A 23,517-nucleotide genomic window follows, 5' to 3' on the forward strand; every position below is an offset into this window, starting at 1 on the left:
GTGTCACCGAGCATATTAGCGACACCACATTTCTAAGCACATCGCCCTTCCTCGCTCGCGATTTTCTATTGTGAGTAATCACAAGTTTGCAATGAATCCATGTGTACATGCATTCATTTGCGTTATAACAAGCTAACGTTCACAACCAATGAGATAACGATCATGGAAAATACTTTTGAGCACAAAATGCCAAATAGAGACGGGTATTTCGGCGAATATGGGGGAAGTTTTATTCCACCTCAGCTTCAAGAAATTATGGATGAGATTAGTGCAGCCTACGATGAATGTCGCCAAGATCCGGCTTTCAAGGCCGAGTTGGCCCGCCTTTATAAGCATTTTGTTGGTCGCCCAAGTCCTATTTTCCATGCTCAAAATCTCTCACAGAAATACGGCGCTGATATTTACTTAAAGCGTGAAGATTTGAACCACACTGGCGCTCACAAGATCAACCATTGTTTGGGCGAAGCCTTAATCGCCAAAAAGCTGGGTAAGAAGAAACTGATTGCAGAAACAGGGGCTGGACAACATGGTGTTGCCTTGGCGACGGCAGCTGCATTAGTCGGACTTGAGTGTGATATTTATATGGGCGAAGTCGATATCGCTAAAGAGCACCCAAATGTGGTACGGATGCGTATTTTAGGAGCAAACGTCATCCCCGCTACTCATGGTCGTAAAACATTAAAAGAGGCGGTAGATGCCGCATTTGAAGCTTATTTATCAGATCCACACACTCAACTCTACGCAATTGGTTCCGTGGTTGGCCCCCACCCCTTCCCTGCGATGGTTCGCGATTTCCAATCCATTATTGGTAACGAGGCTCGTATCCAGTTTCAAGAGATGACCAATACCTTACCTAACAATCTTGTTGCCTGCGTTGGAGGTGGGTCTAACGCCATGGGACTCTTTAGCGCCTTCTTAGAAGACGACCAAGTCGCCATCTATGGTGTTGAACCATCCGGTCGCGATTTGCATTCCGTTGGTGAGCATGCGGCCACGCTGACACTCGGTGAGCCTGGAGTCATGCACGGTTTCAAGTCTTATATGCTGACGGACAAAAACGGCGAACCGCAAGAAGTTTACTCCGTTGCAAGTGGGTTAGATTATCCGTCGGTTGGTCCACAACATGCCTACCTAAAAGATTCTGGGCGAGTGAATTATGGTCACATCAACGATCAAGAAGCCATCGATGCATTCTTTGAACTATCTCGACTAGAAGGCATCATCCCAGCCATCGAGTCCGCTCATGCGGTGGCCTATGCTATTAAGCTAGCTCAACTAGGTGAAAAAGGATCGATATTGCTTAACTTGTCTGGCCGTGGTGACAAAGACATCGATTTTGTCGTTGAAAACTATGGCAGCGACTACGGAATAGAGACATTAGTTTAACGCGACACGCAGACTAAAACCCCTTTCACTGGCGATGCTAAGTTCTAGCTTCGCCAGCAGTACCTTTCTCAGTAAGTGATAATATCAACATTAACTCCATTCATAGTACAAACATTTAGAATAATCATCTTCTCAATGTGATTTTTTGGATATAAAAGCGAAAATGTAGAAATTAATTCCATAAAACACGCAACCCATTCGCCTCACTTATTTTATGACGCTAAATTACTGGCTAACGTTTGCACGTGCGAACGTAACGAAAGTAAAGATCCGCGCAGCAGTACGTCCAAACCATTTACAAGAGATGTACCGTTAAAATTATAAGAGAAGGGAATAGTATGAAGAATTCAAAAGTTCTTTTACCAGTGGTTGCTATCGGGCTTGCAATGAGCCCACAGGTTTTTAGCCATGGCTATGTATCAGCCATTGAAAATGGTATTGCGGAAGCCAGGGGGACATTATGTAAATTCCCCGCCAGCACGGGTGAAAAAAATACGGGTTGTGGTTCAGTACAGTGGGAACCACAAAGTATTGAAGGACCTGAAGGTTTTCCTCAAGGCGGGCCTGTAGATGGGCAAATTGCTAGCGCTGGGCTCACTCAATTTTCCCCACTCAACGAACAAACGGCTGACCGCTGGGTCAAACGCCCTATTACCTCTGGGATGCAAAATTTTGAATGGACGTTTACCGCAAACCACGTCACTAGGGACTGGAAATACTATATTACGAAGCCAGATTGGAACCCTAATCAAGCACTCACTCGCGATTCGTTGGATTTGACTCCTTTCTGCGTCGTTAACGGTAATATGGAAAAACCACCTAAACTGATGTCACACCAATGCCAAGTGCCGGAACGTAGTGGTTATCAAGTCATTCTTGCTGTCTGGGATGTGGGCGATACCGCTGCCGCTTTCTACAATGTTATTGATGTCGAGTTTAGTGGCGAAAACCCTGGTATTCCGGGTTGGACACCAGCTGGTAGCATCAACCCGACAATGGATCTTAATACTGGTGATTCGGTCTATACTCGTGTGTTTGATAACAATGGCGAGTTACCACACCTTTCCACCAGCATTACGATTGAAAGCGCTGACCAAGGCCAAGCTAATCAATGGGCTCATGCTCTTGCGACTAAAATCAATAGCGATCGCACCGATATTAAAGCGGGCTCCATGGACAGTCAGGGAAATGCCACGCCTATTTACGGAGCAAACCCTCTGTATGTCGCTGAAAATAGTGCTTTAGAGCGCGTGGAAATTGGCTATGACATCGTAACGCCTCCACCTGTGATTGGTGTCGACATTTCTGGACTACAACCAGAATATATTCTATCGGATTCCCCCGTAGAGCTCGCACTGGTCATCTCGGCAACGGGTAACGTTAAAGTTGAAATGGACGTCTACAACCACGGCCAAGAATCGCTTGCTAACCAGAAGGTTACACTAGCAGATGGTGAATCAAAAAATGTCAGCCTGCTATTGTCTAAATCCGAGCCGGGGCATCACATGCTTGTGACTCGCGTAAAAGATGAAAATGATAACCTGATTGATCAAACAACGCGTGATTTCATGTTAGTCGATGCAACTGAGCCTGGCGATTACGATTTCGTTTTCCCAAATAGCTTGTCTCAATACACAGAAGGGACGAAGGTATTAGCGACGGATGGTCAGATTTATCAATGTAAACCTTTCCCATATTCAGGCTACTGTATTCAGTGGTCACCCACTGCAACGCAGTATGAACCGGGTGTGGGCAGCCATTGGACATCAGCATGGACTAAGCTGAACTAATAATCGTCATTCGTATTATCAGGCACCTTATTGTTCCAACAAGGTGCCTTTTTTGTTACTAGGACAAATGACGTTAAGTTAGATCAGCGCGCTTGTTCAAACATATCAACATAGAAATCGCTCGCTAGATCAATCCTATCACACCTATGCCTCTACAAGCATAACAATAGAAATGACCATTCCACCACTCAATCTCACTAGCAATCCTTTGCTTTAGATAAAAACATCATAAAGTAAACAAATTGAATAGTTTTTTAATGACTCATGAGAATACTAATGAATTGTTTTAAATAACAAAAATATCATAAAGCCATATTTATTGTATTCTTCACTCAAAAACTCTACTTGACTCTAAAAGTTACATCTCCATAATGCACGCCGTTTGCGCGAAATAAGCAGGCATTCCGTAAGGAATTTGACTTAAGTATTTTGATTTAACGAGAGGTAAAAAATGGCTGCGGATAATAACTACAGTCTTGGACCGGTTCCCACATCGGCTAGGAAAGGGGTAGCGTCACTCACTATGGTGATGCTGGGACTGACATTTTTTTCCGCAAGTATGTGGACAGGTGGTTCCCTCGGTACCGGACTCTCTTTTAATGACTTCTTCCTCGCGGTTCTCATCGGCAACTTAATCCTCGGCATCTATACTTCTTTTCTTGGTTACATCGGCTCTTCTACTGGCCTCTCTACACATCTTCTTGCTCGTTTCTCTTTTGGTTCTAAAGGCTCATGGCTTCCATCAATTTTACTTGGCGGCACTCAAGTAGGCTGGTTTGGTGTTGGCGTGGCGATGTTTGCTATTCCAGTACAAAAAGCCACAGGCATTGATACCAATACGCTAATTATCGTCAGTGGCCTACTAATGACGGCGACTGTTTACTTTGGCATTTCTGCCTTGATGGTACTTTCTACTATCGCGGTGCCTGCTATTGCTATACTCGGTGGTTACTCTGTATTCACAGCGGTTGATAGCGTTGGCGGTGTCGCCGAGCTACAAAAAATACAACCATCCGAACCCATAGACTTTTCAGTCGCACTTGCGATGGTCGTTGGTTCCTTTGTCAGCGCAGGTACGCTCACTGCCGATTTCGTTCGTTTTGGTAAGAAACCAAAAGGCGCGGTGTTTATTACCATGACGGCCTTTTTTATTGGTAACTCACTGATGTTTATCTTCGGCGCAGCTGGTGCGGCAGTAACGGGTCAATCTGATATTTCTGAAGTGATGATTGCACAGGGCTTACTACTGCCTGCTATCATTGTGCTTGGTTTGAACATTTGGACCACCAACGATAACGCGCTTTACGCGTCTGGTTTAGGTTTCTCCAATGTAACGGGATTGCCAAGCAAATACATCTCTATGGCTAACGGTGTCGTAGGCACACTCTGCGCACTGTGGTTATACAACAATTTTGTTGGTTGGTTGACGTTCCTATCCATTGCGATTCCTCCTATCGGCGGCGTTATCATTGCGGATTTCATTGCGAATCGTAAAAAGTATCAGCATTTTGAAACTACTCAATTCCAAACGGTGAACTGGGCAGGTATTATTGCGGTCGCGTTGGGTGTAGCGGCAGGACACTTCTTACCAGGTGTGGTTCCAGTGAATGCCGTACTCGGTGGTGCTTTGAGCTATCTTGTATTAAACCCAATGCTCAATAAAAACAGTGCAGCACTTGCTAGCGCTGATACTCAATAATTAGGAAGTGCCAGTTATGTCATCTCTACTCATTCAAAATACCGCGATTGATCAACGAGAAGGTCGCTTTGACATTCTTGTTGAAAACGGCGTGTTCACGGCAATCGAGGCCGCAGGCTCACAACCAATGCAGGCTGATCGCGTCATCAATGCTGACGGACACATGGCCGTCGCACCATTTTGTGAACCTCATATCCATTTAGATACCACGCAAACGGCTGGAGAGCCGAGTTGGAACATTTCTGGAACACTATTTGAAGGCATTGAGCGCTGGTCAGAGCGTAAAGCATTACTGTCTATTGAAGACGTTAAAAAACGCGCTAAGCAGACGCTAAAATGGCAAATCGCCAATGGTGTCCAACATGTTCGTACCCACGTTGATGTCTCTGATCCAACACTCATTGCGCTTAAAGCTATGGTGGAAGTACGCGAAGAAATGAAACCTTGGGTCGACATTCAAATCGTTGCGTTCCCTCAAGAAGGCATTTTGTCTTATCCCAACGGTAAAGCACTACTCGAACAAGCGGTTCAGCTTGGCGCAGATGTGATTGGTGCGATTCCACACTTCGAATTTACTCGCGAATACGGTATCGAATCACTGCACTACGTCTTTGAGCTTGCCAACAAGTACAATTGCTTGATTGACGTCCACTGTGATGAGATTGACGACGAGCAGTCACGCTTTGTTGAAACACTCGCGGCACTGGCACACAAATATGAAATGGGTGACAAGGTCACAGCTAGCCACACCACAGCCATGCATTCATACAATGGTGCGTATGCTTCACGCCTATTCCGTCTTTTAAAAATGTCGGGTATCAGCTTTGTTGCTAACCCGTTGGTGAACATTCACCTACAAGGTCGTTTTGATGACTACCCGAAACGTCGTGGTGTCACACGCGTAAAAGAAATGCTTGCTGCTGATATTAACGTCTGCTTTGGTCATGATGATGTCTTTGACCCTTGGTATCCATTAGGTACAGCAAACATGCTACAAGTACTGCACATGGGCCTGCATGTCTGCCAAGTCATGGGTTATGATCAAATCAATCAATCGTTGGATTTGATCAGTACCAACTCAGCTAAGACACTCAACATCCAGGCCACGCATGGATTAGATTTGGGTAAAGACGGAAGCTTATTGCTTCTGCCTGCCGACAATGGATTTGATGCCGTTCGACGCCAAGTACCGGTCAGTTACTCAATCCGCAAGGGTGAGATTATTGCCACAACGAAACCTGCACAAACGCAGATTCACTTAGATGCGGTTGAAGACGTCACATTTAAGCGCTAGCCCGAAGGACATCTCCCTTCATATCGGCTTCTACCCAGGGCAACAATTGTATGATTGTTGCCCTGTTTTGTGCTCGTCGTCATGAGAATTTCATTTAATCGCCCAATTGCTGTGCTAAACTAATTTTGCTCTGGTGTTCAGAGTTATTTAACGTAAGAGTAAAAAGAGTGCGAGTTGTATTGTCAGATAGTTCCATATGCGAGTATTTGTCATTCGTTTTATCCATTTACGCCTCGATTAAATAAACAGAACCACTAAGCAAGACAGCCGCAAGGCGAGCGTTTTAATCTGAAAGGTAAGGGACAAAAAATGTCTAACACAAGTACTGGCAAAGTAAAATGGTTCAATGAAGAAAAGGGTTACGGATTCATCGAGCAAGAAAATGGCGGAGCAGACGTATTCGTTCACTTCCGTGCTATTTCTGGTGACGGATTCAAAACTCTAAAAGAAGGCCAAGCGGTCACTTTCGAAGTTGAACAAGGTCAAAAAGGCCCACAAGCGACTAACGTTGTTCCTCAATAACAGCGCGCTAAAAATTTCTAGGCTTCGAGTAATCGAGGCCTTTTTTATACCCGCTCGTTAGCAAAGCAACCACTAACCCATTAAAAACAAGTGGTTAGCCAATTACACTCGCTTACTCTCTCCAACTTCCATCGTTTGGAAGCCCCCCATATCAGACGTTCAAAGACCTCATCAACCAACGCATAATCAAGGACATACCAGCCCCCTCTCACGACAATAATTCTCTATCGAATCGATAAAAATCTTTCATTAGACTCAGGCGCCTTTTTATCCGTTAATGCGTCCGACTCTAGAGGGCGTTTTCTCCACAACTTTGCCCTGCTAAGAGGTGTTTCGTGACCATCAAGGACGACAATCACGGGGTGTAATTTTTCAGGTTAACGCTAATATTCATTATCCAATCGAGAAAGATTAGTAAAACCTATTGCTTTGGTAATATAAGCCGTGACTAACACTTCCAAACTTGACCATGTTCGTGCTAACTACAATGTGCAACATTGGAGCCAAAACTTCTTCGGTATCAATGATGATGGCGACGTTTACGTCTCACCACGTCAAGATGCTCAACATCATATTCCCTTAACTCGTATCGCTCAGGCTTTGGAAGATAAAGGTCTCACACTTCCGGCGTTGGTGCGCTTTCCGCAAATTATTCACCAACGTGTCCACGGTATCTGTGACGCTTTTAACCAAGCAATTAATGATTACGGTTATCAAAATGATTACTTGCTGGTTTACCCAATTAAAGTAAACCAACAAAAAGATGTGGTTGAGCAAATCCTAGCAAGCCAAGCTGAAGCAGAAACTAAGCAGCTCGGCCTAGAAGCCGGCAGCAAACCCGAACTACTTGCCGTGCTTGCAATGGCGCAACGTGCAAGCTCTGTCATCGTCTGTAACGGCTATAAAGACCGTGAGTACATTCGTTTGGCACTCATTGGTGAGAAGCTAGGGCACAAAGTCTTTATCGTGTTAGAAAAGCTGTCAGAGCTTGATACGGTATTAAGAGAGGCTCGTAGCCTCAATGTTAAGCCACGCATTGGCTTACGTATTCGCTTAGCGTCTCAAGGTGCAGGAAAATGGCAATCAAGCGGTGGTGATAAATCTAAATTTGGTTTGTCCGCTTCGCAAGTGCTACAAGTCGTTGAGCGCCTAAAGCAAGAAGATCAATTGGATATGCTGCAACTTGTGCATTTCCACTTGGGCTCGCAAATGGCGAATATTCGTGACGTACGTAATGGTGTGAACGAATCGGCTCGCTTTTACTGCGAGTTGCGTAAAATGTCTGTGCCGATTGCCTACTTTGATGTAGGTGGTGGCCTAGCGGTTGATTACGATGGTAGTCGCAGCCAATCAAGCAGCTCTATGAACTACGGGCTGGCTGAATATGCTCGTAACATTGTTAGCACGGTAGGTGACGTCTGTGCGCTGTATGACGAAAAAGCGCCAGTGATCATTTCAGAATCTGGCCGTTCATTAACCGCGCATCACGCTGTGCTTATCACCAATGTTATTGGTACTGAAAGCTATGCCAGCGAGCAAGTGGATGCGCCGTCTGAGGAAGCGCCGATTTTACTGCAAAACATGTGGCAGAACTGGCAAAACCTAAAATCGGGAACCGATGCTCGTGCGTTGATCGAAATTTATAACGATACGCAAAGCGATCTATCAGAAGCTCAAACCCTGTTCGCAACAGGTGTGGTGGATTTGCACCAAAGAGCATGGGTAGAGCAATTGAGCTTAACCATTTATGGCGAATTGCATCGTCAGATGGACAACAAAAACCGTTTCCACCGTCCAATTCTTGACGAATTGAACGAGCGATTGGCCGATAAGTTCTTTGTGAATTTCTCGCTGTTCCAATCATTACCCGATGCATGGGGTATTGAGCAGGTATTCCCTGTTCTTCCATTATCTGGTTTAGACAGAGAAGACCAAACTCGAGCCATTATGCTTGATATTACTTGTGATTCAGACGGTACCATTGAGCAGTATGTTGATGGGCAAGGTATTGAATCCACATTACCGGTTCCTGCATGGAACAAGGATCAACCCTACTTAATGGGCTTCTTCCTTGTTGGCGCTTACCAAGAAATTTTGGGCGACATGCACAATTTATTTGGTGATACACACAGTGCAGTGGTGAATGTCACAGATAGTGGTGATATTGATTTCGCGACCATCGATCTTGGTGATACGGTGGAAGACATGATGCGTTATGTGCACATTGACGTTGATGCTATTCGTAGTAACTATAGAGAACTGGTTGAGCGTCATATTCATACTGACGAGCAAGCACTTATTTTAGAAGAGTTAGAGTATGGCCTAACCGGTTATACCTATCTAGAGGATTTATAAATGAATGATTTGTTTACAAAAACTGATTATTCTCTGTATTCGAATGCGATGACATTTGTCCGCCGTCCTTACGTGAGAAACCCGATTGGAACCGACGCTGATGTGGTGGTTCTAGGTGTACCACTCGACATGGCGACCTCTGGCCGTCCCGGCGCGCGTTTAGGCCCAGATGCTATCCGACGTGCGTCTGTCAATCTTGCGTGGGAAGGGAAAAAGTTCCCTTGGACATTTAACGTATTTGATAAACTCAAAGTCATCGACTCAGGTGATCTGGTTTTTGACTGTGGTGATGCTGAAGATTTTACGTATCGTTTAGAAGCCGCGACAAGCGACATCTTAAAAAATGGCAAAACCATGCTCGCACTTGGTGGTGATCACTTCATTACGCTGCCAATTTTACGTGCTTATGCAAAACACCACGGTGAAATGGCGTTGATTCATTTTGACGCTCATACCGATACTTATGCGAATGGCAGCAGCTACGATCACGGGACGATGTTTTATCATGCGCCAAAAGAAGGCCTGATCTCACCGAAGCACTCGGTTCAGGTTGGGATTCGCACGGAATATGACTACGACGATCATGGTTTCAACGTCATTAATGCCATGCAAGCTAATGATATGAGTGTCGAAGAAATCGTGGCGCAGATTAAAGCCATCACAGGTGATAAACCGGTTTATATCACGTTTGATATTGATTGCTTAGATCCCGCCTTTGCTCCGGGTACCGGCACCCCAGTTTGTGGTGGCCTTAACTCTGATAAAGTGTTGAAAATTATCCGTGGTTTAGCCGGTATGAACGTAGTTGGCATGGATGTGGTTGAAGTATCGCCTCCGTACGACCAGAGCGATCTTACTGCATTAGCCGGGGCGACTATTGCTCTTGAGTTACTGTACGTATTGGCGTCAAAACCAACGGTTGCCGATTAAAGCGACGCACTCGAAGCTAAGCGCGATGATAAGAATCTAAGTCCGATGATAAGAAGCTAACTCTGGTCATTAAAGTCGATAGCTAGCATTCATCAACAACTCAGATCACAAAAAGGGGGGATTCTCAATGAATCCCCCCTTTTTTCATTAGCCCAGTTAACCTAATAGGCTAACGCTTTTAATAGACTGAGTGCGCTTTTCAACAAACTAAGGCGCATTCCACCAGCGGATGTTCGCTAATACCATCGCAAATCGTGTGTCGGCTAACAACATAAATGGCGTATCAAGTTGGCTTAATTCCACCCCGTTGTTAATAAATTCTTCGCTTGAAACCGTGACGGTCACAAACTCATCAAGAGTTTGCAGTTGCTCCGTAATATCAATTTTCACAACACTCGCCACTAAGCCATGTTCTTGTCGATATTGCACTGCCACATACACGCTACCGGCTGGGCACTCGCTAACCTTAACGTCAAAACTCAAACCACCTTTTGAATGTGCAAAACGACTGAAGTCTTCGGTTTCCCCATCCGTTGTTGCAATGAACACTGACGCGCCAGCCGCTTTGAATTCAAGGCTTACTGCATCTTGCTGTTGCTGGTAGTTATAGGGTTTAGTCTCGATCGATGCAAAGCTCATTGGATTATTCCGAGACACTTCAACTCCATTTTCACCGGGTGTTTGGGCAACAAGTAACTGAAAATCACCAATCGTTGAGCGAACACCATACAACTCTATTGCCGGAGGTACACTGCCTTCAGAGGAACCATCACTCGTATCGAGATCAAGCTGATCCAGATCGCGCTGCTGTAATAACGAGGAATAATTCAACCCGTAACCATACTTAAACAATGGCGCATGCTCCCCATGAGGATCTTGCTCATGCTCTGAGACTTGGTAATTGGGGATGTGCGGAGGAATTCGATTCACGGTCGCACTCAGTTTTTTATTTGGCCAGCTATAAGACAGCTTACCTTGGAAGTCATAACGTGGGCGTCTCTCTTCATCCCCGACCAATACATCGGTAATGCCCTCGCCTTCACTACCAGGAAGCCAAGCAGCAACGAATGCGTCAGACATCGCTATTTCTTCGTTAAGATACAAAGGACGACCACTGTAGAACACCGTAATAACTTTGGCGCCCGCTGCATGTAAGCGATGTATTTTCTCAACATCTTTGCGATAACTGCGCTTCAACTGGGCGAATTCTAGGGTTTGCCACGCTTTAATATCGCCCATCATTTCCGCGTAGGGATCTTCACCAATCACCACAATCGCGATATCACCTGGCTTTACTTCTTCTTTGAGCGCTGGGTCAAACGTGACATTATGCTCTCCGAGTTCAGCCACTAACGCCATTTTCAGTGTCGTCGCTCCAGGAAAGTCTTCTAACGTGTTTTCATCACCCTGCCACGTCAGATTCCAACCACCCGATTGTTTTTGAAGATCATCGGCGGCGCTGCCTGTTATCAGCACTTTCTGATTGTTACTCAGTGGCAGTATTTGATTCTTATTTTTCAATAACACTAAAGATTTACGTACGGCTTCACGAGCCACCTCTCGGTGTGCCCGTGCACCCAGCAAACTTTGGTTACCAGCAAGCACGCGCTGACTAGGCGCGGGTTTCGTCCATAATCCTGCTCTCATTTTCACTCTCAAAATCCGCGTTACGGCGTCATCAATACGTGCCATTGAGATAACACCAGAGTGAATATCCGCTAATGCCGAGCGATACACTTCAATCCAGTGTTCATGAACCGGTACCATTAAAATGTCGTTACCAGCATTAATCGCATACGTAGCGTTACCGTCTGTGCATTTATTAATTTCCGCATGACCATGCCAATCGGTCACAATCAATCCGTCAAAGCCCATTTTGTCTTTAAGTACATCGTTTAAAAGATACTTGCTGCCATGAATTTTATAGTTGTATGCATCACCCTCTCCAGTGATATCACTGTGTGGAGAATGATCATAGTTAGCCGGATTTTCCCAAGTGTTAAATGACGACATAACCACTTGTGCCCCAGCCTCTAAGCCACTGAAATAGCCCATTGCATGAATGTTACGCAGCAGATCTTCGGAGTAGGCGTTCACCCCACGATCGACTCCGGCCTGAGTTCCGCCATCCCCTACCCAATGTTTTACATTAGAGATGACTTTATACTCACTTTTCAGTTCATTCTGGTCACCTTGTAAGCCAATCACCATTTGTGACGCGTAAGCGTAAGTGATCTCAGGATCTTCAGAATAGCCTTCATATACTCTGCCCCAGCGAAGATCTCTAGGTGTCGCTACGGTCGGAGCGAATGTCCAATCTAAACCCGTTGCCGCGACTTCCAATGCGGTAATTTTTCCGATTCGACGAATTAATTCAGGATCTCGCGCCGCGCCAAGTCCAATATTATGGGGAAATACCGTCGCGCTATACGCATTATTATGACCGTGCACGGCATCTGTTGCCCACATAAATGGTATGCGAAATGGTCGGTCTGCGAATGCCTCTTCCGTTGCGTGCCAAAATTCATCGGCTTTATCCGCCCAATCTTGCGCTAAAGAGCGTTTATTCTCATTTGGCCACGCGCCGCCTCCATTTAGGATAGAGCCAAGTTTATATTGTTTCGCTTCTTCAGGTGTGACGCCTCGAAGATCAGGTTGTATCATCTGACCCAGTTTTTCTTCTGCCGTCATCAAAGCAACAATACGGACAATTTCCTTCTCAATCGTAGGATCTTTTTTAATAGAAGAATTGATGGTAGGCCAGTCTGAGAAATACGGCGTGATTGTTGTCATTTGAAATGTCCTAAGGATGTGATACCGGAGGTATAAATAAGATGCCAATGCACGCTCTCGCAGAGGCGTTAGAGGTGAAGGTGCACTGAACTCAAAATGTTCCGTGATGATATAAGCGAACGAGAGACTCATTCGTGACCTAAATCACAGGGTATACGCCCCTCTCAGGGTAGGTAGCAAAACTCAGAAACATTCCACAATACCTTCAGACGCTATGAAACTTATCTATCCAGCTTCATTTATGTCATTACTTATCAGTCACTTACTATGAAACTTACTAATAAACCTTTAAGTATGAACATTCACATGGCCAATATTTGCGCACAACATTCTGTACATCTTGATTTAGCTAATTAATGACCATTAGTAATTAGCTTAGTTTAACTTAACTTAACTTAGCTTAGCTTAGCTTAGCGCAATGCTACTCGTGCTGTCTCGAACCACAATCGACACGGGGGGAATGTCATAGTCCGGCCTATTACCACTGATAAGATCCAACAGATAACGAATCGCGATCTCGCCCATCTGTGCAAACGGCTGACGCATCGTCGACAACCTTGGGATATAAAAGTCGCCGATAGGCAAGTCATCAAAACCGATAACTGACACATCCTCAGGCACACGTAACCCCTTTCGGTGTAAGGCTTGAATAACACCAAATGCAGAGAGATCATTTGCGGCAAACACGGCGGTGAACTCTGCACCAGATTCAATTTTTTCAATCGTTCTCTGACACGCTTCGTCTGGTTCGAAGTTCGCTGAAATCCATGTGGGCTCGCCACTTGGCAACCCAGCCGCTGTCATTGCCCTTTTAAAGCCTGCTAATCGCTGCTCTGTTTCGATGTTACCTCTCGCGCCCATAGCATGAAAAATTTTACTATGCCCTAGTTGCAACAGATGATTCGTGGCAAGATACGCGCCAATTTCATTATCAACGTTAATCATAGGCAGCAATCCAGAGCCACTGCGACACATCAGAAGTGCCGGTATGTCTGCGGTCACCTGAGCGATTTCACTCTCAACCAATTCACCACCAATAATAATCACACCATCTACCTGGCGGCTGACCAGATCATTCAGCTCACTGCGCTCTCGAGCGATGTCCCAATTCGTGGTCTCGATAATAAGATCATAACTGTGCTTGTGCATCTGCTCATCCATACCAAGTAAAATCCGGCTGACGTATGGCGCATCAAATGATGGGACAATCACACCTATCGTCATATTCCTTTTCGTATCTGGCTCGCCTTTACGAGATTTATGCTTAAACCCCGTTTCAAATATCGCCAACTCGATGGCATCTACTTTGTCTTTCGCGATAAAAGACGTACGGTTTAGATAGCGTGAAACGGTGCTTGCTGACACGCCTGCCCATTTGGCGACGTCATAGATGGTGGCTTTTTGAGCTGACATTTTTTGAACTGACATTGGTGGTGTGGATTCTCTTATTATTCCCTGTTGAGTCATAACATTACGAATTTCGAACCAATAAGAAAAGGGAAACCTCATATTTTGTATTCATGGGTAAGCCGACAGAGTATCGGGTAAGGAACATAAGCATTATGGTATATCGTGTTCTGTGCGAAAATGCCTCGTTACCGTGATATTCACCCTATAACTCAGTCAATTAATGAGCAATCAGTGCGGCTATATAATTAATCACTATAACCACCGAAATAAAGATGATAAGTTTATGTAACAATAATTAACAAGGAGTTCGTTATGCGTTCTAAATTCGCAGTGGTATGTGCATTAGGGTTAGCGGCTATTTTAGCGGGATGCGCGGCACCCAATGAGAACCGTAACAATCAAGAAATTGGCAACAAAATGGAAGCAGAGGCGAAACAAGAAAAACAGATCTGCACAGCGCTAGGTGACATCAACTGCGCTCAGCAGTAATCTTTTCGGCGGACCAAATACTCTTTTCGATGCAGCAAATAAATAGACAGCGTAAAGGTTAAGCAAACCGCTACGCTGTTTTTTATGTCAGGACATGCCGCCCTTCGAGACTGATTCAATAGGCCAATTAATCCGAAGTGTGACGTATCGTCATCGTTCTCGGAATCAACTCAATACCAGGGTTGTAGCGCTTAGCCGCAGCATTCAAGGCTAGTTCCATCGCGCTATCACAAATAAGGTCAAACTGTTGCGGAGAGGAATTGACTTTGAAAGGAAGGAAATCCAATAGTCGATTATCACCAAAGGTCGCCAACTTCACTTTGCTCATCAGCTCGGGCCTTTCTAAGAAAACATCCAAAACGCCCTCAAGCAAAGTGTACGACATTGTCACAATCGAGTCTGGTAGTTGGTCAGCGTCGAGCCACTTTTCCAACAAACGTTTACCTTCTTCACGATTAAAGTGCTCACCATAAGCCACCACAGAATGTGTTGTCACCAATTTAGCCGCGGCTTCAAAACCTAACTGACGTTCACGAGAGATATTGAGTGAAGGTAGTGCACCAATTAACCCTATACTGGTGGTCGTTTCATCCAATACTGAAGACGTCAAATTAAACGCAGCACCAAAGTCTTCACTGATCACGCAACTAAAATGCTCATCATCTAACGAGCGATCTATCGCAATAACCGGCGTCCCCCGTTGCTGAATTGGAAGATAGTGGTCACTGGCTTCAGTGATGGCACTGGCAACGAATAACGCATCAATTCGGCGCGACACTAATGCCTCTGCGACCCGTTTTTCCGTTTCTGGATCATCATCTGAGCAACCAATTAAAATTTGGAATCCCGCCTTCCGAGAGTTTTGCTCTAGGAGCTTAGCAATTCTCGCGTAACTGGAGTTTTCAAGATCCGGGATAATAAGACCAAATGAACGGCTATGTCCTGCCCGCAGCGACGAGGCTGCGTGATCGGGGCGATAATTGTGGGCCTCGACGACTGCCATCACCTTTTTTTGGGTTTTTTCAGAAATCCGATATTTCTGTGCTTTCCCGTTAATCACATAACTTGCTGTGGTCTTTGATACCCCGGCAAGCTTTGCTATTTCATCCAAAGTCATATCTCGATCCTTTCTGTGCGATGGATCATATAAATGAATTCCAACCATACTGACAAGTTGAATTATATGCTGAATCGGTTCAGTATAAAAGCTGAAAGGATTCAGCAAAGTTCACACTTTTGAAAACTGGCCTATATTTATAGTGATACATCGTCGATAGGACATCGCTACAGCAAAGCCAACACACAAAATTTGGTTTGCTGAATTTTTTTGAAATTTTGCTGAATCGATTCAGTTTTATGTCAGTCATTAACTTAATCGGTTCAAAAACAAGAATAACGTGGGTAAGCGAACATGCTTCAATTAAACAGCGACAACATTAAACTTAATCAATCGTCAAACGACAAACTGAACGCCATTAAAGTAATCGCAGCCGACCTAACGGCAAAAGGGCTCGTTCAAGAAGGTTACGTCGACGGTATGCTGAATCGTGAAGGTCAGAACTCTACTTTTCTGGGTAATGGCATTGCGATCCCTCACGGCACGACAGATACCCGTGATCTTGTGAAAACGACGGGCGTTGCCGTGCATCACTTCCCTAACGGTGTGGATTGGGGCAATGGCAATATCGCTTATATCGCCATTGGTATTGCGGCTAAATCAGATGAACACTTGGGCATTTTGAAACAACTCACTAAAGTGCTGTCAGCCGACGGCGTTGAGAAAAAACTGAAACAAGCAAAAACCGAACAAGAGATCATGGCGCTATTGAATGGCGAAGTGCAACTTGAAGCCGATTTTGATGCTTCATTGATCCAACTTAATTTCCCTGCAAGTGACATGCTTCAAATGGCTGCCGTTGCGGGTGGTTTACTTAAAAACACCGGAGGTACTGGCGCGGAGTTTGTTGCAGACCTTGTGACCAAGTCTCCTACTCACCTTGGTAACGGTTTGTGGCTTGTCAGCAGCGACAAAGCCGTTACCCGCACAGGGATGGCTTTTGTCTCAACCATCAACCAATGTGAACTTGATGGCACGCCAGTCCAAGCGCTGATTGCTTTCGCTGCGTGCAACAACGCTCACGAAGCCATGCTTAATAAAATTACTGAACTCGTATTTAAGCAAGAGCAAAGCAAACTGTTGTCACTTTCCACAGAACAACTTTTGGCTTTCTTTACGGGTGAACAAACCTCCACAGCTGAAACACAAAGCGATAACGTAGCGGTGTTCAAAATCAAAAATGCTCATGGTTTACATGCTCGCCCAGGCGCAATGTTGGTTGCTGAAGCGAAGAAGTTTGACTCCACCATTCAAGTATCCAATCTAAATGGCGACGGTAAAGTGGTCAACGCGAAAAGCCTAATGAAAGTGATTGCTCTGGGAGTTAAGCACGGTCATGAGTTGCAATTTAGCGCGGACGGCGCAGATGCACAGCAAGCACTAGAGGCGATTGGCAAAGCCATCAACTCAGGTCTTGGTGAAGGGTAAGGATTGATTATGAACACTCAATTAGATACCTCACTAACAAATAAAGTCGTCACGATTACCCTCAACCCAGCATTGGATCTCACCGGCAGCTTAGACAAGCTCAATCAAGGTTCGGTCAGCTTAGTGAACGAAGGTTCCCTGCACGCCGCTGGTAAAGGGGTAAACGTTGCCAAAGTATTATCCGACTTAGGCGCAGACGTCACTGTTACGGGCTTTCTAGGGACAGATAATCAAGAGCTGTTTTGCCAGCTGTTTGATGAACTCAACGCCAAAGATGAATTCATCCGTGTTTCGGGTTCCACACGAATTAACGTCAAACTTGTTGAAAGTAACGGTGACGTCAATGATATCAATTTTCCTGGTGTACTGGTGGACGCACAAGCCATCACTCAGTTTGAAGCGACGCTAGAACAATTGATGCTCACTCATGATTACTTTGTCTTTGCCGGTAGCTTACCTCGTGGAATTAGCGCAGAACAGTGTGCGAAGTGGATCGAACAACTACAAAACAACGGCAAACGTGTTCTGTTTGATAGCAGCCGCGATGCCTTAACCCAAGGTCTAGATTCTAAGCCTTGGTTAATAAAACCCAATGACGAAGAACTCTCGCAATTTGTCGGGCGTGAACTCACCACTCAAGAACAATGCTTGGAAGCGGCAGAAACGCTTTCAGATAAAGGCATCGACAATATCGTTGTCTCGATGGGTGCAGAGGGCGTTCTATGGTTACACGATAATCAATGGCTTCAAGCTAAGCCGCCCAAAATGCACGTAGTTAGCACCGTAGGTGCTGGCGATACTTTGGTTGCGGGGCTCTGCTGGGGTCACATGCAATCCATGCCAAAACTAGAATTACTCTCCTTTGCTACTGCCCTTTCCGCTCTGGCCGTTGGTCAGGTTGGCGTTGGTGTGCCAAGTAAAGAAGACGTTGTATCCCTACAAAAACAAATACAGTCACAAGCGCTAAATCGTTAAGCATCTGTATTGATGACTCTGATTTAACACGACAAAATGGACATAAAGGTCGAACCTATGAAAATTTCAATTATTACCGCCTGCCCTAGCGGGGTAGCAAACAGCATTATTGCCGCCGGATTACTTGATCAGGCCGCCAAAGCACTCGGCCACGATGCCCGCGTTGAATGCCACTCTAGTGTTGTTGAGACACAAGTATTAACTGAGGCACAAATCGCAGAGTCTGACGCTATTATCATTGCAGCAAACGCGCCCGTTGATACGCAGCGTCTAATTGGTAAACGGGTTTATCAAGCCAGTATTTCTGAGTGCACGAGTGACCCTAAAGCGTTTTTAAGTAAAGCGATCAGTGATGCTCAACCATTAAGCCAAGAAGCCGTACTCACCATTTCGTCTACCGAGTCTGTGAATACCGACAGTCTGGCTACCACGAAAAAAATTGTCGCTATCACAGCTTGCCCGACTGGTGTCGCGCATACGTTCATGGCAGCAGAAGCACTGGAAAACGAAGCAAAACGCCTTGGTCATCAAATTAAAGTGGAAACACGCGGATCAGTAGGCGCAAAAAATCAGCTGACGGATCAAGATATCGCCGATGCTGATCTTGTTATCATCGCAGCCGACATTGAAGTGCCTCTGGATCGTTTTAACGGTAAAAACATGTACAAGACCAGCACAGGTCTTGCATTGAAAAAAACCGAACAAGAGATCAACAAGGCATTTTCTGAAGCCTCTCCTTATGCTCACACAGGTGGAAATAATCAAGCACCCGCAACCGAAGAGAAAAAAGGCGTTTATAAGCACCTAATGACCGGTGTATCTCACATGCTTCCTGTTGTGGTTGCTGGTGGTTTGATTATCGCCCTTTCGTTCGTATTTGGTATTGAAGCCTTTAAAGAAGAAGGGTCTCTACCTGCCGCGCTTATGACCATAGGTGGTGGCAGCGCGTTTGCACTAATGATTCCTGTTCTTGCTGGTTTCATTGCCTTTTCCATTGCTGACCGTCCAGGTCTTGCACCCGGTCTGATTGGCGGCATGCTAGCAAGCTCGACTGGTGCTGGCTTCTTAGGTGGTATTGTGGCCGGTTTCCTAGCGGGTTATTCAGCCAAGCTTATTGCCGATAAAGTCCAGTTGCCACAATCAATGGAAGCGCTCAAGCCGATCTTGATCATTCCGTTTATTGCCAGCTTATTTACTGGTCTTGTGATGGTTTACATCGTGGGTGGTCCAGTGGCTGGCATTATGTCGGCAATGACGGATTTCCTAAATAACATGGGGTCTGCGAATGCGGTTCTGCTAGGTGTTATTTTGGGTTGTATGATGTGTTTCGACCTTGGTGGCCCAGTCAACAAAGCAGCGTATACCTTTGGTGTTGGTCTACTGGCTTCTCAAACTTATGCTCCTATGGCCGCTATCATGGCCGCTGGTATGGTTCCGGCGCTGGGTATGGGCCTTGCCACTTTCCTTGCTAAGGATAAATTTGAAGCAGGCGAACGTGAAGCAGGCAAAGCCTCTTTCGTATTGGGCATGTGCTTTATTTCTGAAGGCGCCATTCCATTTGCAGCGAAAGATCCAATGCGTGTTATCCCATCCTGTATGGCTGGTGGTGCGCTAACGGGTGCACTATCTATGCTAGTAGGCGCAAAACTGATGGCACCACACGGTGGTCTGTTCGTACTGCTTATTCCTGGTGCAATTTCTCCTGTACTGATGTATTTAGTTGCTATCGCCGCTGGTACGGCGGTAACAGGCTTTACCTACGCGTTCTTGAAGCGTCGTGCAGAAGCCGCGCAAGTGGCAAGTGCTTAGTTAAATTAAATACGCTCCGACTAAGTTACCCTCTCAATACAAAAGGCGCTGCATTTGCAGCGCCTTTTTTACACTAAGTATCCCTACGACTAAAAGTCTAGATAGTCAGCTTTTAAGTCATAAATCTGCTTAGCATTTAATACTGCTATTTGCTCTGTTAGGAATGGATACTGTGCCGTTACTTCTTCAAGTACTTGCGTCTCTAATACTTTTACTTGAACGCCTCCATTGGTTTCAAAAACAATGTAAGTATACCCGCCGACTAGCTCCGTCTCTAACTGGAATGAATCCACATTAGGTGCATCAGTACCACTGTATTTCACATCATAGACAAAATCATCTTGCTCATTATTTGGATCACTCGATAACAACTTATGATAATCACCGCTGCTACTTGTTCCACTATCATATCGAAGCGATAGAACATCTGACTTGGAAACTTCAAAAGTTACTGCACCACCCGTGTAACCCGACTGAGTTAAACAGTATTGTGACGGTATCACTGTACTATTGTCCGGAAGTTCTGCCGACGACACATATATGTCATACCATTCTTTATTGTTATTTGGCAGATTTGGCGAAGGGGTATGCCTTTCAGCAATACATTGTCCCTCTTGATTAGCACTGTCATCTGTAGACTCGTCACATCCAACCAAAGCCAAAGCCGAAATAGCTATAGTTGCTATTTTTTTTATCATTATTCTGTTCTTCCTAGCATTTGATACATCAGAGTAATATATCGACCAGAAATAACAATAACTTTATTACAAATCAACTTACTGTTTTCTTATCAAAATTCCGCCAACTAATAACACAATGCAAAGTAAACTAGTCGTACCGCCACCAGAACCTCCACCAGAAGCAAATGTTCCACCGGTATAAACCACCTTGCCATACTTCTCTATATAGTTTCTCCTCGATAAGTCATCAGACACATACCTACGAGACTCTAATTCAGACCCATCTCTCACCCTGTTAATCCAAGATATGTAGTCACTGACTTCAGTATACACTGCAGTCACCGCCGAGTATTTATCTCCACATATAGATGGACCAAAACTGGTAATCCCTACTTGAGTTTGCACACCCGCATCGTTCCAATATATTGGTCCACCTGAGTCCCCTTGGCATGTTCCAGCTTTTAATTTATCTATCAACGGCCCAGTAAAACACACCTGCTTATCTGTTAAGTTGCTACCATTATTAAAGTTGTTTTTACAACTAATGTTATCCACCAAAGTTAAATTCACGCGTTGTAAGATTGATGTGCCTCCAACGCCGGAACTAATATTGCCATGTCCCACGGCGGTATACGTGTTATTTGATAAACGATAAGACTCTGTCGAAGCAAGTTTGGAACCCTCGCCCGAAGAAGTTGATGTCTCCAACTTAAGAACCGCAACATCATTAGGCAACAATTTTGTAATATTGTTTGAGAAGTTTGGGTGAATATACACTTCAACCACTCGCCGCCTATCAGTGTTGAGGAAGTTACTCTCATTTTCCAACATCGGTATCACAGTGGTAAACAAACCAGCAGCAAGGTCGCCTTCAATGCAGTGAGCGGCAGTGAGGACATAGTCGGAGTCAAGTAATGTACCCCCGCAATATGCTCCGCTAGAGTATTGACCATTATACTCATAAGAATCGATAAAAAGGCCGACATATGATGGGTAGTCTTCGGCATTCGCGTTTTCGCCATTAACAATCATAGGCGAAATGTCAATTCCGTCGGCGTGAATAGGTAACACTCCCAAGACACCAGAAAGTAACAGTATTTTCAGAACGATTCTGCGAGCTTGCTTCTTCAACATCGCTACCATACAAAGTCCTTAATATAGGTGGCTTTCATCAAAAACTAAATATCCATAAGGCGTTCTTTAACAGTATAGAAAGAAAAGTGATGTAAGGATAAAGAAACTAATACCTAGCAAAGCTAGCGGTGTAAATCACTTAGATATAGGTGGTGATAGCCCCTCTCACAAGGTATAAAAAAACACCGCATAATGCGGCGTCTTCAAAATAACCACTGACTGTCAGCGGCACTTGTTATCCACGGTACTTTCTATTCAGGATACTGACTAACCACGATAATAGCGCTGAGGCACAAACGGCATTTTCTCAACGGTCATTGCTAGCTTTTTGCCACGTACTTCTGCGAATACTTCTGTACCCACAGGCATAAACTCGGTTTTCACATAACCCATAGAAACCGGCTTACCTGCGGTCGGCCCCGCAGTACCACTGGTGACAACACCAATTTCATTGTCATCTGCATCAAATAATACTGCGCCTTCACGAACGGGCGCTTTAGTTTGCCCAACCAAACCAACACGCTTACGGCTAACCGCTTTCGTTTCTATTTGATCTAGAATGATATCCGCACCTGGGAAGCCACCAGCGCGCTCACCATCGGCGCGACGTACTTTTTGGATACCCCACAGTAAGCTTGCTTCTACTGGCGTCGTTGTCGTATCAAGATCATGGCCATATAAACACAAGCCGCACTCAAGTCTCAGTGAATCACGAGCACCAAGGCCAATCCATTCCACTTCTTCTTCAGCAGTAAGCTTGCGAGCTAGTGCCTCTGCTTGCTCCGCCGGAACAGAAATTTCGTAACCATCTTCACCGGTATAACCACTGCGCGACACAATGCAGTCTGCGCCCAGCAAATTAACGGTTCTTACATCCATAAATAGCATATCGGCAACTTCCGGTGCCAAACGCGCTAAAACTTGCGCCGCTTTGGGTCCTTGAATCGCCAATAATGCACGGTCTTGAATCACTTCCATCTCAACGCCATCCGTAAGGTGTGCTTCGATATGAGTAATGTCTTGCTCTTTACATGCTGCATTCACAACAACAAACAGATGATCGCCAAGATTCGCCACCATCAGGTCGTCCATAATGCCGCCTTGCTCGTTAGTAAAGAAAGCATAACGCTGCTTACCGACAGGCAAATCAATGATATCAACAGGAACTAATGACTCAAGAATCTTCGCGGCATTCTCACCGTGTAAACGCAATTGACCCATATGCGACACATCAAAAAGGCCAGCAGCATCACGACAATGTAAATGCTCTTTTTTTACACCCAAAGGATACTGTACTGGCATATCGTAACCAGCGAATGGAACCATTTTAGCGCCAACTTCAACATGAAGTGCGTGTAAAGGTGTCGTCAGTAGATCTTGAGTCACTTGTTCTTGTGCCATTTTATTCTCCGTGAGCTGTAATCAGCCGTTGTTTAACTTTCACGTCATCTTTATTAGCTCTAACGCTTTCGTCGCTAGAGCCCATTAATTTGCTTTAGAGCGTTTCTCGCCATGTATCATTAATAAACTCAATGATTAAAAATACACCTGCCAGAAACCTTGTTTCCTATAATAAACAAGAATGCGCCAATTTTTCATCATTAACAACATTCGAACAGACAGAAATGTGACATTTAACAAATCAATCACAAAACAAAAAGCGAACAAAGCCGCCTGTTTCACGTGTTTTTTGCCCTATTTGATGG

The 23,517-nt window shown here is 45.0% G+C and carries 16 protein-coding genes and 2 pseudogenes; 12 read left to right on the top strand and 6 right to left on the bottom strand.

What is annotated here, in order from left to right:
- Positions 1-186: 186 nt before the first annotated feature.
- From trpB to speB, 7 genes are all read left to right on the top strand, one after another.
- A complete protein-coding gene (trpB, locus tag MD535_RS20170; protein WP_455433338.1) occupies positions 187-1,386 on the top strand; it encodes a tryptophan synthase subunit beta in 1,200 nt (399 codons plus the stop codon).
- Between the two features lie 338 nt (positions 1,387-1,724).
- Positions 1,725-3,176 (top strand): N-acetylglucosamine-binding protein GbpA, encoded by a 1,452-nt coding sequence (gene gbpA / locus MD535_RS20175; RefSeq protein WP_265676827.1) that lies wholly within the window; start codon positions 1,725-1,727, stop codon positions 3,174-3,176.
- Positions 3,177-3,627: 451 nt separating this feature from the next.
- Entirely contained in the window at positions 3,628-4,875 is a 1,248-nt protein-coding gene (gene codB / locus MD535_RS20180) for a cytosine permease (RefSeq protein WP_265676828.1), read from the top strand.
- Positions 4,876-4,891: 16 nt separating this feature from the next.
- On the top strand, positions 4,892-6,169 hold the full coding sequence (locus tag MD535_RS20185) for a cytosine deaminase (protein WP_265676829.1): 1,278 nt from the start codon (positions 4,892-4,894) through the stop codon (positions 6,167-6,169).
- Positions 6,170-6,478: 309 nt separating this feature from the next.
- Positions 6,479-6,691, top strand: a complete 213-nt coding sequence (gene cspE / locus MD535_RS20190) for a transcription antiterminator/RNA stability regulator CspE (protein WP_265676830.1) — start codon at positions 6,479-6,481, stop codon at positions 6,689-6,691.
- Positions 6,692-7,135: 444 nt separating this feature from the next.
- Positions 7,136-9,046: a biosynthetic arginine decarboxylase gene (gene speA, locus MD535_RS20195; RefSeq protein WP_265676831.1), complete on the top strand. Its 1,911-nt coding sequence runs from the start codon at positions 7,136-7,138 to the stop codon at positions 9,044-9,046.
- Entirely contained in the window at positions 9,047-9,976 is a 930-nt protein-coding gene (gene speB, locus MD535_RS20200) for an agmatinase (RefSeq protein ID WP_265676832.1), read from the top strand.
- A gap of 207 nt (positions 9,977-10,183) precedes the next feature.
- On the opposite strand, the gene MD535_RS20205 is transcribed toward speB, so the two are convergent.
- Positions 10,184-12,769, bottom strand: a complete 2,586-nt coding sequence (locus MD535_RS20205) for a glycoside hydrolase family 3 protein (protein WP_265676833.1) — start codon at positions 12,767-12,769, stop codon at positions 10,184-10,186.
- Between the two features lie 405 nt (positions 12,770-13,174).
- On the bottom strand, positions 13,175-14,197 hold the full coding sequence (locus MD535_RS20210; RefSeq protein ID WP_265676834.1) for a LacI family DNA-binding transcriptional regulator: 1,023 nt from the start codon (positions 14,195-14,197) through the stop codon (positions 13,175-13,177).
- A gap of 294 nt (positions 14,198-14,491) precedes the next feature.
- On the opposite strand from MD535_RS20210, the gene MD535_RS20215 reads away from it, so the two are divergent.
- Entirely contained in the window at positions 14,492-14,668 is a 177-nt protein-coding gene (locus MD535_RS20215; RefSeq protein ID WP_265676835.1) for a hypothetical protein, read from the top strand.
- A gap of 127 nt (positions 14,669-14,795) precedes the next feature.
- On the opposite strand, the gene cra is transcribed toward MD535_RS20215, so the two are convergent.
- Positions 14,796-15,833 carry a catabolite repressor/activator gene (gene cra, locus MD535_RS20220; RefSeq protein WP_265676848.1) on the bottom strand — a complete coding sequence of 346 codons (1,038 nt, stop codon included), beginning with the start codon at positions 15,831-15,833 and terminating at the stop codon, positions 14,796-14,798.
- A gap of 246 nt (positions 15,834-16,079) precedes the next feature.
- Between cra and fruB the strand changes: the two genes are divergently transcribed.
- From fruB to fruA, 4 genes and pseudogenes are all read left to right on the top strand, one after another.
- Positions 16,080-17,213, top strand: coding sequence for a fused PTS fructose transporter subunit IIA/HPr protein (fruB, locus tag MD535_RS20225; protein WP_265676836.1), 1,134 nt, complete (start codon positions 16,080-16,082; stop codon positions 17,211-17,213).
- Between the two features lie 9 nt (positions 17,214-17,222).
- Positions 17,223-18,188, top strand: coding sequence for a 1-phosphofructokinase (pfkB, locus tag MD535_RS20230; RefSeq protein ID WP_265676837.1), 966 nt, complete (start codon positions 17,223-17,225; stop codon positions 18,186-18,188).
- A gap of 57 nt (positions 18,189-18,245) precedes the next feature.
- Positions 18,246-18,540, top strand: a pseudogene (locus tag MD535_RS26340) (PTS fructose transporter subunit IIB); the annotation flags it as partial.
- A pseudogene (gene fruA, locus MD535_RS20235) lies at positions 18,516-19,997 on the top strand (PTS fructose transporter subunit IIBC); the annotation flags it as partial. The pseudogenes MD535_RS26340 and fruA, both read left to right, overlap by 25 nt.
- 89 nt (positions 19,998-20,086) lie before the next feature.
- Here the strand turns inward: fruA and MD535_RS20240 are convergent.
- From MD535_RS20240 to gcvT, 3 genes are all read right to left on the bottom strand, one after another.
- On the bottom strand, positions 20,087-20,695 hold the full coding sequence (locus tag MD535_RS20240; protein ID WP_265676839.1) for a hypothetical protein: 609 nt from the start codon (positions 20,693-20,695) through the stop codon (positions 20,087-20,089).
- A 78-nt stretch (positions 20,696-20,773) separates the two neighbouring features.
- Complete coding sequence (locus MD535_RS20245; RefSeq protein ID WP_265676840.1) at positions 20,774-21,820, bottom strand: S1 family peptidase; 1,047 nt, start codon at positions 21,818-21,820, stop codon at positions 20,774-20,776.
- 258 nt (positions 21,821-22,078) lie between these two features.
- A complete protein-coding gene (gene gcvT / locus MD535_RS20250; RefSeq protein ID WP_265676841.1) occupies positions 22,079-23,212 on the bottom strand; it encodes a glycine cleavage system aminomethyltransferase GcvT in 1,134 nt (377 codons plus the stop codon).
- Positions 23,213-23,517: the final 305 nt, after the last annotated feature.

Source organism: Vibrio qingdaonensis, from assembly GCF_026191675.1.
GTDB classification, from domain to species: domain Bacteria; phylum Pseudomonadota; class Gammaproteobacteria; order Enterobacterales; family Vibrionaceae; genus Vibrio; species Vibrio qingdaonensis.